Source organism: Cohnella panacarvi Gsoil 349 (genome assembly GCF_000515335.1).
GTDB classification, from domain to species: domain Bacteria; phylum Bacillota; class Bacilli; order Paenibacillales; family Paenibacillaceae; genus Cohnella; species Cohnella panacarvi.
In genome coordinates this window covers 2778289-2793654 of record NZ_KI911563.1, presented here as the reverse complement: position 1 = coordinate 2793654, position 15366 = coordinate 2778289, and the positions used below count along the sequence as shown (strand labels likewise).

At 57.8% G+C, this 15366-nt stretch carries 15 protein-coding genes; all 15 read left to right on the top strand.

Annotation, left to right across the window (positions count from 1 at the left end; genetic code table 11):
• Nucleotides 1-30 precede the first annotated feature (30 nt).
• The 15 genes from nadB (at nt 31) to lysS (ending at nt 15065) form a co-directional block, all read left to right on the top strand.
• Nucleotides 31-1662 (top strand): L-aspartate oxidase, encoded by a 1632-nt coding sequence (nadB, locus tag COHPA_RS0113380; protein ID WP_027086665.1) that lies wholly within the window; start codon nt 31-33, stop codon nt 1660-1662.
• Nucleotides 1655-2554 (top strand): carboxylating nicotinate-nucleotide diphosphorylase, encoded by a 900-nt coding sequence (gene nadC / locus COHPA_RS0113375; RefSeq protein ID WP_027086664.1) that lies wholly within the window; start codon nt 1655-1657, stop codon nt 2552-2554. Before nadB ends, nadC begins: the two co-directional genes overlap by 8 nt.
• Nucleotides 2551-3315: a type III pantothenate kinase gene (locus COHPA_RS0113370; protein ID WP_027086663.1), complete on the top strand. Its 765-nt coding sequence runs from the start codon at nt 2551-2553 to the stop codon at nt 3313-3315. Before nadC ends, COHPA_RS0113370 begins: the two co-directional genes overlap by 4 nt.
• Before the next feature lie 30 nt (nt 3316-3345).
• Complete coding sequence (gene hslO, locus COHPA_RS0113365; RefSeq protein ID WP_027086662.1) at nt 3346-4227, top strand: Hsp33 family molecular chaperone HslO; 882 nt, start codon at nt 3346-3348, stop codon at nt 4225-4227.
• A 55-nt stretch (nt 4228-4282) separates the two neighbouring features.
• On the top strand, nt 4283-5266 hold the full coding sequence (locus tag COHPA_RS0113360) for a peptidylprolyl isomerase (RefSeq protein ID WP_027086661.1): 984 nt from the start codon (nt 4283-4285) through the stop codon (nt 5264-5266).
• 159 nt (nt 5267-5425) lie between these two features.
• Nucleotides 5426-6367: a cysteine synthase A gene (cysK, locus tag COHPA_RS0113355; RefSeq protein WP_027086660.1), complete on the top strand. Its 942-nt coding sequence runs from the start codon at nt 5426-5428 to the stop codon at nt 6365-6367.
• Nucleotides 6368-6797: 430 nt separating this feature from the next.
• Nucleotides 6798-8378, top strand: coding sequence for an anthranilate synthase component I family protein (locus COHPA_RS0113350; protein WP_027086659.1), 1581 nt, complete (start codon nt 6798-6800; stop codon nt 8376-8378).
• Entirely contained in the window at nt 8375-8956 is a 582-nt protein-coding gene (pabA, locus tag COHPA_RS0113345; protein ID WP_027086658.1) for an aminodeoxychorismate/anthranilate synthase component II, read from the top strand. The genes COHPA_RS0113350 and pabA overlap by 4 nt, the downstream gene beginning before the upstream one ends.
• A complete protein-coding gene (locus COHPA_RS0113340) occupies nt 8953-9837 on the top strand; it encodes an aminotransferase class IV (RefSeq protein ID WP_027086657.1) in 885 nt (294 codons plus the stop codon). Before pabA ends, COHPA_RS0113340 begins: the two co-directional genes overlap by 4 nt.
• A complete protein-coding gene (gene folP, locus COHPA_RS0113335; RefSeq protein ID WP_027086656.1) occupies nt 9834-10685 on the top strand; it encodes a dihydropteroate synthase in 852 nt (283 codons plus the stop codon). Before COHPA_RS0113340 ends, folP begins: the two co-directional genes overlap by 4 nt.
• Before the next feature lies 1 nt (nt 10686).
• Nucleotides 10687-11079: a dihydroneopterin aldolase gene (gene folB / locus COHPA_RS0113330; protein WP_027086655.1), complete on the top strand. Its 393-nt coding sequence runs from the start codon at nt 10687-10689 to the stop codon at nt 11077-11079.
• A gap of 6 nt (nt 11080-11085) precedes the next feature.
• Nucleotides 11086-11601: a 2-amino-4-hydroxy-6-hydroxymethyldihydropteridine diphosphokinase gene (gene folK, locus COHPA_RS23470; RefSeq protein ID WP_051421847.1), complete on the top strand. Its 516-nt coding sequence runs from the start codon at nt 11086-11088 to the stop codon at nt 11599-11601.
• A gap of 6 nt (nt 11602-11607) precedes the next feature.
• Nucleotides 11608-12624, top strand: a complete 1017-nt coding sequence (dusB, locus tag COHPA_RS0113320) for a tRNA dihydrouridine synthase DusB (protein ID WP_035119496.1) — start codon at nt 11608-11610, stop codon at nt 12622-12624.
• 293 nt (nt 12625-12917) lie between these two features.
• Nucleotides 12918-13397, top strand: a complete 480-nt coding sequence (gene greA, locus COHPA_RS0113315) for a transcription elongation factor GreA (RefSeq protein ID WP_027086652.1) — start codon at nt 12918-12920, stop codon at nt 13395-13397.
• 156 nt (nt 13398-13553) lie between these two features.
• Nucleotides 13554-15065: a lysine--tRNA ligase gene (lysS, locus tag COHPA_RS0113310; protein ID WP_027086651.1), complete on the top strand. Its 1512-nt coding sequence runs from the start codon at nt 13554-13556 to the stop codon at nt 15063-15065.
• Nucleotides 15066-15366 lie beyond the last annotated feature (301 nt).

Here is a 15366-nt window from a genome sequence, read left to right as displayed (position 1 = left end):
TACTATCAAGCCGGGGTGAGACAAGCAACCATGATTCCACGTTATGTAGTAGATTTCGATCTGGACAAGCTGCCGCGAGTCGAGACGGACGTCATCGTCATCGGCGCCGGCATTGCCGGCTTATATACGGCGCTCAAAGCGAGCGAATCGAAGCGCGTGCTGATGATCACGAAGAAGTCGCTCTTCGACAGCAATACGCGTTATGCGCAAGGCGGAATCGCCGCCGTGATCTCGGATGACGATTCGCCTGATTTCCACATGCAAGATACGCTGATTGCCGGCGCTGGCTTGTGCGATACGTCCGCGGTAGACGTGCTTGTCCATGAAGGGCCGCACGGGGTGCAGGAGCTGATCCGCTTCGGCACGAACTTCGATGCGGAGGACGACGGCCAATTCGCACTTACGAAAGAAGGCGCGCACAGCCAGCGCCGCATTCTGCACGCCAACGGCGACGCGACGGGCTACGAGATCGTTCGCGCGCTGGCGGATAGAGTGAAGACGGATTCGCGCGTCGAGCTGTGGGACGATCACCTCGTGCTGGATCTGCTCACGGATAACGGGGAATGCGTGGGCGCGATCGTGCAGAAGCCGGACGGCTCGCGAGTAGCGGTATTCGGTAACGCGACGATCCTATGCACCGGGGGCACGGGGCAGCTCTATCGCTATACGACGAATCCGGACGTAGCCACCGGCGACGGAGTCGCGATGGCGTATCGGGCCGGCGCGGTCATTCGCGATATGGAATTCATTCAATTCCATCCGACGTCGCTCTGTTACCCGGGCGCGCCGCGCTTTCTCATCTCCGAAGCCGTCCGGGGCGAAGGCGCTTATCTGCGCAATATTCGGGGCGAGCGCTTCATGGAGAAGTATCATCCGCAGCTGGAGCTGGCTCCGCGCGACGTCGTCGCAAGAGCGATCGTAGCCGAGATGGAAGAGACGAAGTCTACTTACGTTTATATCGATATTACGCATGAGAAGCCGGAGCTGATTAAGCATCGTTTTCCGACGATTCACGAGTATTGCTTGAACTACGGTCTCGATATGACGACGGACTGGATTCCGGTCGCGCCGGCTGCCCATTATATGATGGGCGGGGTGAAAACGGACTTGCGCGGAGAGACGAACATCCGGCGCTTGTTCGCATGCGGCGAGGTATCGTCCACCGGCGTTCACGGCGCCAATCGCTTGGCGAGCAATTCCCTGTCCGAGGCCATCGTGTTCGGTCAGCGCATCGTCGATCGAATTAACGAGCTGAGCCCTGTCCGCGTCCAGGATCTGAAGATTAGCCATCATCCTTATTTGTTGGAAGATAAAATCGCCTCGCTAATGGGAAGTCTTGTAGAGCGCAAGCTTAAGCTGCAGAAAGCGATGGTTCGCTACGTCGGTCTGCATCGGGACCGCGAAGGCCTGCTCAAGGGGCTGGACGAGCTGAAGCACTTGCTGCCGATATTCGAGACGACGCTTGCGAAGCGCGAGGAGTTCGAATTCGCGAACCTGCTCACGTGCGCGATTCTCGTAACGGAAGCGGCGCTTAGCCGCGAAGAGAGCCGCGGCGGACATTATCGCGAGGATTATCCGGAGCGGGACGACGCGCATTGGCGCAAGCACACGATCTTGCAACGGCAAATCGGGATCGGGGAAGAGAGGATCGACCATGTTTGAGAAAATGAGCGATTGGGCGATTGCAGGCCCTGCATTAGATACGGTTAAACGACAGCTCCGCGAATGGCTGGAAGAAGATATCGGATCGGGCGACGCCACGACGATGGCGACGGTACCGGCGGGGCACGTCTCGCGCGGCATTATTCATGCCAAACAAGCTGGAGTCCTGGCGGGTATTCCGCTCGCGAAGCTCGTATTCGAAGTCGTGGATCCGAGCTTGAGCTTCCAGGCGCAAGCGGCGGACGGCGATCGCGTCGGGCGCGGAACCGTGCTTGCCGTCGTGGAAGGCTCGACGCACAGCATCCTGACCGGCGAGAGATTGGCATTGAACCTGCTGCAACGGCTTTCGGGCATCGCGACGAAGACGAGCGAATACGTGGCAGGGATCGGCAATCATCCGGTACGGATCGTGGACACGCGCAAGACGACGCCGGGTCACCGGACGCTCGAGAAGTATGCGGTCAGGATCGGCGGAGGCTACAACCATCGCTTCGGCCTGTACGATGCGGTCATGATCAAAGACAACCATATTAAAGCGGCAGGCGGTATTACGGCGGCGGTATCGGCCGCGAAAGCCCGCATCCCCCATACGATGAAGATCGAGGTGGAGGCCGAGTCGCTAGTGCAGGCGCGAGAAGCGGTGGAAGCCGGCGCGCATATCGTCATGTTCGACAATATGAGCACGGCGGACATGACCGAAGCGGCGCGCGCGTTGCGCGGTCTTGCGCCTCACGTGGTGCTGGAAGCGTCCGGCGGAATCGTGCCTTCGCGCGTCTCCGAGATCGCGGCTTGCGGCGTCGACGTCATCTCCGTCGGCGGATTAACCCATTCGTTCAGCGCGCTTGATATTAGTCTCGACCTGAACGCGATCAAGAAAGGGGAGTCCGCATGATTCTCGTCGTAGACGTAGGCAACACCAATATCGTGCTCGGACTCTATCAGGGCAAGACGCTGACGCATCATTGGCGGTTGAGCACGAATCGCTCTTCTACCGTTGACGAATACGGCATACTGATTACGAATCTGCTCCAAATCGCGGGCGTGAAGGCCGATCGGATCGACGGCGTCATCCTATCCTGCGTCGTTCCGCCGCTAATGAACACTTTGGAGCAGTTATTCGTCCAATATGTAGGCAAGGCAGCGCTCGTCGTCGGGCCGGGCATTAAGACCGGCCTGAATATTCGTTACGAGAATCCTCGCGAAGTCGGCGCGGATCGGATCGTTAACGCGGTCGCCGGCATCGAGAAATACGGGACGCCTCTCGTCGTGGTCGACTTCGGCACGGCGACGACGTTCGATTACATCGACGCGTCCGGCGCTTATCTGGGCGGAGCCATTGTGCCTGGCGTCGGCATCTCCGCCGAAGCGCTGTATCAGCGCGCGGCGAAGCTGCCGCGGATTGAGTTGTCGAAACCTAAGACGGTCATCGGACGGAATACGGTAACGGCGATGCAGGCGGGCATTATTTTCGGCTATGCCGGTCAGGTAGACGGGATCGTTCGGCGTATTTGCAAGGAGTTCAATGTACAGCCTAAAGTGATCGCGACCGGCGGACTTGCGGAGCTGATCTCCGAAGAGTCGGAGACGATCGAGCGGGTCGATTCGATGCTTACGCTGGAGGGGCTTCGGATCATCTACGAACGGAACGTATAAGGCATACGCAGGCAAAGGAGCAAGGGATCTATGAAGGACGAAATCGTTCGCGGTACGGCATGGGATGGCGGCATCCGGGTATTCGCGGCTAGAACAACGAAATTGGTAGGAGAGCTGCAACGGCGTCATGATACGATGCCTACGGCAACGGCGGCTTTAGGCCGAACGGCGACGGTAGGCGCAATGATGGGATATATGCTGAAAGGCAGCGAGAGGCTGACCATCCAGGTGAAAGGCGACGGGCCGATCGGCCAGATCGTCGTGGATGCGAACGCTTCGGCTGAGGTCCGGGGTTACGTGGACCATCCGCACGCGCATTTGCCGAGCAACAGTCAAGGCAAGCTGGACGTCGCGGGCGTCGTCGGGACGAGCGGAGAAATTTACGTAACGAAAGATTTGGGGCTTCGCGAGCCGTATCGCGGCAGCGTGCCGATTATTTCGGGCGAACTGGCCGAGGATTTCACGCTGTATTTCGCCGATTCCGAGCAGACGCCGTCCGCTGTCGGGTTAGGCGTGCTCGTGGATACGGACGGATCGGTGCTGCATGCGGGAGGTTTCATCGTGCAGGTCATGCCGGGCTTGTCGGAGGAACGTCTCTCGCAATTGGAACGTTCGATCAACGCGATGCCGCACGTAACGGCGCTGCTCGATCAAGGGGAGACGCCGGAGTCTCTGCTGCAATTCATCGTGGGCGAAGAAGTATCGATCCACGATCGGATCGAACCGGTATTCCGCTGCAAGTGCTCGCGGGAACGGGTCGAGAGCACGCTTGTCAGCTTAGGGTCAGAGGAACTGCGCAATTTGATCGACGAAGACGGCAAGGCGGAAGTCCACTGCCATTTCTGCAACGAGAGATATCAATTCAGCGGAGAAGAACTGGAAGAGCTACATAATAAGACGCTGAATCCATAAGAGGATGCGTAGACGCAAGCTTGGCGTGGCAAAACTAATGAGGAGGAAGGTTCCTATGAGGGGGACGATTCGGCTGATGCCGCTCGTGCTGCTTGCCCTCTTGACGTGGGTGCTGTCGGGCTGCGACTCGGATTCGCCCGAGGCTGACCGCGGCCAATCGCCTTCTCCGAGCACAAGCGCGGCACCGTCGCAAGCCTCCGGCACGTTAACGCCGTCTCCTTCGGAACAAGCGCATAGCGATATCGTCGCCAAGGTGGGCGCCGCATCCATTACGCGCGACCAGCTCTCGGACCGATTAACGTCGCAGTATGGCAGGCAGATGCTAAGGGAGCTTATGCTAGCGGAAGCGATGGAACAAGAAGCGGACTCGCTGAGCCTAACCGTTACGGAGACGGAGCTGGAGCAAGAGTTGCTGGACATGAGGCAGGGCTATGACAGCGAAGAGCAATTCTACGGGGCGATGCAAGAGCAACTGGGCATGAGCCGGGAAGACGTGCGGAAGGAAGCGAGATATCGGCTGCTGACGGAGAAGCTGTCCGTGCGGAACGTAGAGGTGACGGAAGAGGAGATCGACGGCTACATCGCCGATCATCCGGAGCTGACGACCCCCCGCCGTTATTACGATATCGCGCAGATCGTCGTCGATGACGAGGAGACGGCCAGGCAGCTATTGTCCCAGCTTGAAGGCGGAGCGGCGTTCGGGGCCGTAGCCGAGCGTTATTCGCTCGATGATTTCACGGCGGAGTACGGCGGCGAGCTGGGGTGGATCGACGAACGGGACCCCTTCACGGATCCGGAGATCCTGAAGCATGCCGCGAAGATGGAAGTCGGCCAGATTACGGGTCCGATCGAGACGGCGAGCGGTTACGTCATCTTGGCGTTGAACGGGTTCAGAGAAGAGGAACCGCGCAAGGCCGAGGAGATTCGCAACGCTGCAATGCGGGACGTAGCGCTTGGCAAAGCCGAGCCGATAAAGTCGCTCGAACAATGGCTGCTGGAGAAGTATCACGCGCAGGTGCTGGACGCCAGTCTTCAATAGGCAGGCGCGGGTTGGATGGGTATGGATATTCGGGGCAAGCAGTATTGACAATTTTGTGCCCGATTGATAAGATGATATCAAAGTCAAAACCGACTGAATTAGTCGGATTAACGCACCGAGGCGGCAAGACCGCATTCATAACGGGAGGGAACTCATTCAATGGCTAAGATTGTCCAGAACGTGACCCAGCTAATCGGCGATACGCCGCTCGTAAGACTGAACCGCATCGTGCCGGAAGGCAGCGCGGAAATCTACGTTAAGCTTGAATACCAGAACCCGGGTTCGAGCGTTAAAGACCGCATCGCGATCAGCATGGTCGAAGTAGCGGAGCAACAAGGCATCATCAAGCCGGGCGAAAGCACGATCGTAGAGCCTACGAGCGGCAACACCGGTATCGGCCTTGCGATGGTCGCGGCGGCTAAAGGCTACCGCGCGATTCTCGTTATGCCCGAGACGATGAGCTTGGAGCGTCGCAACCTGCTTCGCGCTTACGGCGCAGAGCTCGTTCTGACTCCGGGTTCCGAAGGCATGAACGGCGCGGTTAAGAAAGCGGAAGAGATCGTTCGCGAGAACCCAAGCTACTTCCTCCCGCAACAGTTCAAGAACCAAGCGAACGTCAAGATCCACCGCGAGACGACGGGTCCTGAGATCGTCGAAGCGATCAACTCCCTCGACGGCAAGCTGGATGCGTTCGTAGCGGGTATCGGCACGGGCGGCACGATCTCCGGCGCCGGCGAAGTTCTGAAGAAGAGCTTCCCTAACATCCAAGTGGTAGCGGTTGAGCCTGCGGGATCCCCGTTGTTGTCCGGCGGCGGCCCCGGTCCTCATAAGATCCAAGGCATCGGCGCTAACTTCATTCCGGAAATTCTGAACCGCGAAGTGTACGACCGCGTCGTAACGATCGAGAACGACGAAGCGTTCGAGACGGCTCGCACCGTAGCTAAGCAAGAAGGTCTGCTTGTCGGCATCTCCTCCGGCGCTGCAATCAACGCCGCTCTCAAGATCGCTAAGGAACTGGGCGCAGGCAAACGCGTCGTCGCGATCGTCCCTTCCAACGGCGAGCGTTACCTGAGCACGCCTCTGTTCAACTTCGAGAACTAATTTCGCATCTGCTGACAGCCGAACGGGCCGTAACCCGTCTCGGCTGTTTTTGCGTGGATATGGGAAGTGGATGACTCGGAAATACCTGCAAGGGTGCAGGTGTTTTTTCAATTCCAGAGGAAGGGTCGGGATACCTGCGAAATTGCAGGTAATTATTCCGTTTATCACCTCGGTAGGCATAACGGCGGAATTTACCTGTACTTTTGCAACTGATGGCGTTCTAAGGCCGTGTAGCGGGGTAAAAGAATGTACTTATGCAGGTCTTGTCTGTCTAGATGCTCATGCCGAATTCAGACAATGGATCAGTGCGGCGGCAACTCATATCCTGCGTAAGAAGGCTACGTCATAATCGCCTCCTATTCCGTTCGCGCATGGATGTCGGGATTTGTGGTATTCTGCTTACATAGAGATTGGCAGAGGGGCACCGTACGTGGAACTCATTTCATATGAACAGTGGACAAGGTGGCTAGCATCCCGGGACGGCGGAGTCGACTATACGCTTCTCCCCTTCGTGAGGAAGCTCGTTATCGATCGGGATGAGGCGGCGACGCCTTTATTCTGGGATCGCTTCTGGCAGGATGCATCGGCTTATGCGTGCTTGCTGGAGAGCGGCAAAGGCGGACGTTACACGGTGGCGGGGTTAACGCCGGTATCGGCGATCGAGGGCAAAGGCGATCGCGCGCGCGTGCTTGAATCTGATGGAGATGGCGGTTGGCCCGCGGTTAGCGAAAGCGAAGGAGAACCTCTCCGGCAAGTGCGGCAATGGATGCAAGGCTGGACGAGTCCTAAGCCGGAGGGGTTGCCGGATTGCGTCGGCGGCGCGATCGGTTTATGGAGCTACGATATCGTGCGCAGCTTGGAGCGGCTGCCGGTACTCGCGGCGGACGATTCGGGCATTCCCGATTACGTGTTCCTGCGATTCGAGGAGCTATGGATCGTCGACCACCAAGAGCATGCGGTATATTGCGCGGTCCATGTACCCGTGGCGGCGGGAGAGGCTGGTTTAGTCGATCGGTACGAAGCGGCCGGGCGGCGCGCGGCGATGATGGAGAGCCAGTGGCGAGGTTGGGCGGCTATTAGCGATGAACCGAGCGCGTGGCAGAGACACCGCGAGATGCTGGCTACGATGGCGGAGGATCAGCTGCAGATCGACGTAGAGAGCTTGCCCGGACTCACGACTTCGATGACGAAAGCCGAATACGAGCAAGCGGTTCGGCGTATACAGGCGTACATTGCCCAGGGAGACGTGTTCCAAGTGAACTTGGCCGTGCGCCAGAGCAGACCCGTCGACGTTCCGCCGGAATCCTTGTACGAATGGTTAAGACTCGTTAATCCCTCTCCTTACATGGGCATGCTGCGCACGCCTTCGTTCGCGCTCGTAAGCGCGTCGCCCGAGCTGCTCGTGAAGCTCGATGGCGGCAAGCTGTCCACGCGGCCGATCGCGGGTACCCGCCGCCGCGGGCGCACGCCGGAGGAGGATCGCGCGCTGGAGGACGAGCTGCTCGGCAGCGAGAAGGAACGCGCCGAGCACGTCATGCTCGTCGACCTGGAGCGCAACGACCTTGGACGCGTATCCGAATACGGCTCGGTCAAAGTACCGGAGCTGATGACGGTGGAACGTTATTCCCATGTCATGCATCTAGTCTCTCAGGTCGAAGGTCGGATCGCGCGCGGCAAAGACGCCTTCGACGTACTGGCGGCGGTGTTCCCCGGAGGGACGATCACCGGAGCGCCCAAAATCCGCACGATGGAAATCATCGAGGAGCTGGAGCCGACCCGCAGAGGGCCGTACACGGGCTCGCTCGGGTGGATTGACTACAGCGGGAATATGGAATTTAATATTATTATTCGTACGATCGCGATGCAAGAAGGCGTCTGCCACATTCAAGCGGGGGCGGGCATCGTGATCGACTCTGTTCCGGAGCGGGAGTTCTATGAAAGCCTGAACAAGGCGAAGGCGCTCTGGAAAGCGGTGCAGTACGGAGAGAGATGGGAGGAGAAGCCGTTATGATACTGGTCATCGACAATTATGATTCGTTCACGTATAACCTGGTTCAATACTTAGGCGAGCTAGGCGAGGAGATCGTCGTGCATCGCAACGACGAGATCGATCTGGAAGGCATCGAGAAGCTGGCGCCGGATCACATTCTCATATCTCCGGGGCCGTGTACGCCTAACGAAGCGGGCATAAGCCTTGCGCTGCTGGAGCGGTTCAAGGGAGAGATTCCGATCTTCGGCGTGTGCCTCGGGCATCAAGCGATCGGACAGGCGTTCGGCGGCGACGTGATTCGCGCGGACCAACTGATGCACGGCAAGACGTCCGACATTACGCACGACGGCAAGACGATTTTCGAAGGGATCGGCTCTCCTTTTACGGCTACCCGTTACCATTCGCTGATCGTAAAGCGCGACACGCTGCCCGATTGCCTCGAGATCAGCGCCCAGACGAGCGACGGACTGATCATGGGGCTGCGCCATAAGGAATACGTCGTCGAAGGCGTGCAATTCCATCCGGAGTCGATCATGACGGAAGACGGACTGAAGCTGCTGAGAAATTTCCTTAACCATAAGTCGGGAATCAGACAATGAAGCTGCTGTGGAACGGACAAGTAACCGACGGCAAGACGACCGTGATCTCTGCATTCGATCACGGTTTTTTGTACGGAATGGGTTTGTTCGAGACGTTCCGGACTTACGGCGGCGAGCCGTGGCTTCTGGATCGGCATGCGGCCAGGCTGCGGGCAGGGTGCGAGTTGCTTGGCATCGCATACGAGCTTGACGAGGCCGGGCTCGGGCAACGTATCGCGCGGCTGCTCGAAGCGAACGACCTGGGCGACGGGTATATCCGCTTGTCGGTGTCGGCCGGCGAAGGCGCGATCGGCTTGCCTGGGGAAGCGTACGAACGGCCGAACGAGATCATCTACGCGAAGTCGCTCGCGCCGGACCATCCGGATACTCGGGGCGGCAAGACGCTGCGTCTGCTCAAGCAGCCGCGCAGCACGCCAGAGAGCGCCATCCGTTTAAAATCGTTCCATTATATGAACAATATAGTGGCAAAGCGCGAGCTCGCGGCCGCCGGAGCGGGAGCGGGCACGGAAGGGCTGTTCGCGGACGGCGGCGGGCATATCGTCGAAGGTATGGTCAGCAACGTGTTCTGGCTGACGGACGGCATCCTGTATACGCCCTCCGAGGAAACGGGGTTGCTGCCGGGCATCACCCGGGGCTTTGTTCTGGAGCTGGCGGCGGAGATTGGATTGCCGGTGCGCCAAGGATTATATCGTTGGGAAGAACTTACGGCTGCGGACGAAGTGTTCCTCACGAGTTCGATCCAAGAGATCGTTCCGGTGACTCGCTTGGAGGATGAGCGGGGCAAGGGCTGCCATCCCGGGGGAACCGCGGCGATCGGACCAACCACTTCGCGGCTGATGCGGCTGTATCGGAATCGCGCGGAAGGAACGAGCGGGCTATGAAACCGACATTTTATGAACGACAATATCGCTTTCGAGACGGCCTGACGCTGACGCTCGGCCATCGCACGCTGATCATGGGCATTCTCAACGCCACGCCCGACTCGTTCTCCGACGGAGGACGGTATGACCGGGTGGAAGCCGCGGTGGAGCGGGCGCGGCAGATGGCGGCGGAAGGCGCGGACATTATCGACATCGGCGGCGAATCGACGCGCCCGGGGCACGAAGCGGTGTCGTTCGAAGAAGAGCTTCGGCGCATTATTCCCGTTATTCGGGCGGTTCGCGAAGCGGTACGCTTGCCGATCAGCGTCGACACTTATAAAGCGGAGACCGCGCGGCAAGCTCTCGAAGCGGGGGCGCACATCGTCAACGACGTGTGGGGTTTCCGGAGAGATCCGGACATTGCGAAAGTTTCGGCGCAATACGGCGCTCCGGTCATTCTCACGCACAACCGCGAGGCGCGCGATTACGCGGATTTCGTCCCCGACGTGCTGAACGATCTGCGCGAATGCGTGCGGATCGCTGCGGATGCCGGCGTCGCCGCCGATCATATCTGGCTCGATCCGGGCATCGGATTCGCGAAAAACTACGACGAGAACATCGAACTCATGGGCCGATTGGACGAAGTCGCGGCATTAGGCTACCCCGTGTTGCTGGGAACATCCCGCAAGACGTTCATTCGCCAGACGCTGGACGTGGCGCCGGACGACGCTGTCGAAGGCACGGGAGCCACGGTGGCTCTCGGCATCGCCCAAGGCTGCCAAGTCATGCGGGTACACGACATTAAACAGATGAAGCGGGTAGCGGCCATGACGGACGCTATCGTATATCGCCAGGCGGGGAGAGAGTAACATGGATCGCATGCTGCTGAAACGTATGGTGTTCTTCGGTTATCACGGAGTGATTCCGGAGGAGAATCGGCTGGGCCAGAAGTATTACGTCGATCTCGACATGCGGCTGGACTTGGATCGCGCGGCGAAATCCGACGACGTGCAAGATACGGTGAATTATGCCGACGTCCACGCGCTCGTGAAAGAGATTGTCGAAGGCCCGCACGTGAAGCTGATCGAGACGCTGGCGCACAACATTGCATCGGCGGTGCTCGGTACGTATACTAGTATCATCGAAATGACGGTATCCGTCACGAAGCCGAATCCGCCTTTCGATATAACGTTCGATGGCGTGACCGTAGAGCTTCGGAGACGACGGGGCCCGGACGGGACTATCGTATCCGCAGAGGATTGAATGATCATGCAGGAAGCATATGTGGCGCTTGGCGCCAACCTAGGCGATCGCGAAGCGTCGCTGCGCGGCGCGCTAAGCAAGCTGGCATCCGAATCGGGGATCGAGCTTCATGCGATATCGCGGGTGTACGAGACGGCGCCGGTGGGATATAAGGACCAACCTTCCTTTCTGAATTTGGTCGCCAAGGTCGGAACGCAGCGGACGCCGCTCGAGCTGCTTAGGCGATTGCTCGGGATCGAACAAGAGATGGGCCGCGTGCGCGACGTGCGGTTTGGTCCGAGGATCATCGATCTGGATTTGCTGCTCGTCGGAGAGACGAGCATGAACACGCCGGAATTAACGCTCCCGCATCCCCGTATGGGTGAGCGGGCATTCGTGCTGGTTCCGCTGCGCGACGTATGGCCGAAGGGAAGGGACTTTCCGTGGTCGAGCGAGCTAGGCGGGATGTCTCTTGAGCAAGAAGGAGTCAAGGAATGGGCGAATTGGAGCCGAGATCTATCATTCGTCGTACGGAAGGAGTGAGACAAAGTGTTAAAAATAGGTAACGTTCAAATGAACAACAAAGTCGTGCTCGCCCCGATGGCGGGCGTCTGCAATCCGGCTTTCCGGCTGATCGCCAAAGAATTCGGCTGCGGACTCGTCTGCGCGGAGATGGTCAGCGACAAAGCGATCCTGCACGGCAACCAGCGCACGCTGGAGATGCTGTTCGTCGACGAGCGCGAGAAACCGCTAAGCCTGCAAATTTTCGGCGGGGACAAGGAGTCTCTTGTCGAAGCGGTCAAATTCGTCGATCAGAACACGAACGCCGACATTATCGACATCAACATGGGCTGTCCCGTGCCGAAAGTCACGAAATGCGACGCGGGCGCCAGATGGCTGCTCGATCCGAAGAAAATATACGAGATGGTGTCGTATGCCGCGGATGCCGCGAAAAAGCCGGTTACGGTGAAAATGCGCATCGGCTGGGACGACGAGCACATTTACGCGGTCGAGAACGCGCAAGCGGTCGAACGCGCGGGGGGCGCCGCGGTCAGCGTCCATGGACGCACGCGCGAGCAGCTTTACACCGGCGTAGCGAACTGGGACATTATCCGCGACGTGAAGCAAGCCGTGAAAATCCCGGTCATCGGCAACGGCGACGTATTCACGCCCGAGGATGCGCAGAGAATGCTCGAACATACCGGCGTCGACGGCGTCATGATCGGACGCGGCGCGCTCGGCAACCCTTGGATGCTGTATCGAACGGTTCATTTTCTCACGACTGGAGAACTGCTTCCCGATCCGACCCCGGCCGAGAAAATCCGCATCGCGATGCTTCACCTCGACCGTCTATCCGACCTTAAGGGAGAAAGCGTCGCGGTAAGGGAGATGCGCAAGCACTTAGCTTGGTATTTGAAGGGATTGCCGGATTCCGCGCGCGTGAAGGATTCGATCATGGATCTGACGACGCGTAACGGCGTGCAGTCGATTCTGGAGGAATACGTCAGGAACGTCGAGCAGCAGTTGGCGGACGCGGCGGAAACCGCGCAGACGGCCGTACATTGAATTGAAGCGTTTACAAACCAATCGCTTCCGCGAATTGACATTTTTCAGGGGTTGAAATATAATCAGAACCAATATTCGCGAGACCTCAAGTATTAACGGCCGAAATCAACCTTACGCAAGGCGATAGTCGTTGGATGCCGAGGTCGTTCAGCAATGGGTGCCTGTTTCATCCATCCGTTCTGAACGGTTCAGAAAATCTCTTCCTGACGCCAACTTCGGAGTCATGTAAGCGATGGCCCGCCATATATTGGAGTAGCAACCCTGAAAACCTTTCCAGACAGGAGATCGGTGAAATGAGCGATAAGGAAGTCCTTCTGACCCCCGACGGGCTCAAGAAGCTGGAAGACGAGCTTGAGAACCTTAAATCGGTCAAGCGCCGTGAAGTTGCAGAACGTATTAAGATCGCCATCGGATATGGCGATATCAGCGAGAACTCGGAGTACGAGGATGCGAAGAACGAACAAGCCTTCATCGAAGGGCGCATTATTACGCTAGAGAAGATGCTGCGCAACGCGCGCATTATCAATAACGATGAGATCGACTTGGAGACGGTCAATATCGGCTCCACGGTTGTCGTAGAAGATCTGGAGTTCCGCGACACGATGGAATATACGATCGTCGGCACCGCGGAGTCGGATCCGCTGCAGAACAAGATCTCCAACGAGAGCCCGGTAGGCAAGGCGATCATCGGCAAGAAGAAAGGTACGACGGTTGAAGTCAGCGTTCCTGCGGGCATCATTCAATACAAAATTGTCGATATCAAGAGATTATAATACCGGCGGTTATCCGCAAGACGCGCAACATTAACGCGAACAATGCTCTACAGCGGCATGGAAAGCTTCCTCGGGAAGCTTTTTTGCCTGTTAATCGGAAAGATGCAGGACGTTGCAGGACTATGCAGGATATAGGAACGAAGGGAACGAACGAGAATGGATCACGTGGAAAATACCGAAACAGCCGAGTTAAGCGAGTTATTGCAAATTAGAAGAGACAAGTTGGATACGCTGCGCGGCATCGGCATCGACCCGTTCGGCGTCAAGTTCGAGCGCACGCACGAAGCGGGCAAGCTTCTCGCCGCTTATTCGGATTTGACCAAGGAAGAGTTGGACGAGAAAGCGATCGAAGTCAGCCTGGCCGGACGTATCATGACGAAGCGTTCGATGGGCAAAGCGGCGTTCGCGCACGTTCAGGATTTGAGCGGAAGAATTCAGATTTACGTACGCGAGGATTCCGTTCCTGCGGTTAAATTCCAGGCGTTCGACCTGCTCGATATCGGCGATATGATTGGCGTTAAAGGCGTCGTGTTCAAGACGAAGACAGGCGAACTGTCGGTTAAGGTCAGCGAGCTGGAGGTGCTGACGAAATCGCTTCTTCCGCTGCCGGACAAGTTCCACGGGCTCAAGGACGTGGAGACGCGGTATCGCCAGCGTTATGTCGACCTCATCGTAAACCCGGACGTTCAGAAGACGTTCATTACCCGTTCGCGTATTATCCAATCGATGCGTCGTTACTTGGATGACCGCGGATATTTGGAAGTCGAGACCCCTACGCTGCACGCGATCGCGGGGGGCGCTTCGGCCCGTCCGTTTATCACGCATCATAACGCGCTGGACATGCAGCTGTTCATGCGCATCGCGATCGAGCTTCATCTGAAGCGGCTGATCGTCGGCGGCTTGGAGAAGGTGTACGAGATCGGCCGCGTATATCGCAACGAGGGCATCTCGACTCGCCATAATCCGGAGTTCACGATGATCGAGCTGTACGAGGCGTATGCCGATTACGAGGATATCATGAACTTGACCGAGTCCTTGATCGCGCATATCGCGAAGGAAGTTCTAGGTACGACGGTTATTGAGTACCAAGGGGTAGAAGTCGATTTGACTCCGCCTTGGCGCCGCGTGTCCATGACCGACTTGATCAAGGAGGTCGTAGGCGTCGACTTTACCGTTCAGATGACGGACGAAGAGGCGCATCGCATCGCGAACGAGCACAAGGTGCCGGTAGAGAAGCACATGTCGTTCGGACACATCGTGAACGCGTTCTTCGAGCAGTTCTGCGAGCATACGCTCATCCAACCTACTTTCGTTACCGGACATCCGGTGGCGATCTCGCCGCTGGCGAAAAAGAAAGAATCCGATCCGCGGTTCACGGACCGGTTCGAGTTGTTCATCGTGGCGCGCGAGCACGCCAATGCGTTCACGGAGCTGAACGACCCGATCGACCAGCGCCAGCGTTTCGAAGCGCAGCTTCTCGAGAAAGAAGCGGGTAACGACGAAGCGCACGAGATGGATGACGATTTCATTCGCGCGCTGGAATACGGCATGCCGCCGACGGGAGGCTTAGGTATCGGCATCGACCGCCTGGTCATGCTGCTTACCGACGCGCCGTCGATCCGCGACGTGCTGCTGTTCCCTCATATGCGGGACCGCGCGGACGGCTAAGGAATACAGGGTATCGAACCGGCTATTCGCGTAGGCGGATGGCCGGTTTTTCATTTGCGAAGGACGGGTTTAAACTTTGTTGTATATTTCCTTCGCATAAGGGGTTGCAATCGGGTTTTGATTCGTGATATATTACTTAAGCCGCTTCAAGAGGCGGCGAGATGAAAGACGAAATAGCAACGAAGCTTGTTCTTTGAAAACTGAACATCGAGCGTAATTTACGGTAATAAAACGTTCACTTCGGTGAACAAACCAGCAATACAGATTGAGCCGAAAGGCTCTTCGATAAAGGTTCAACTTT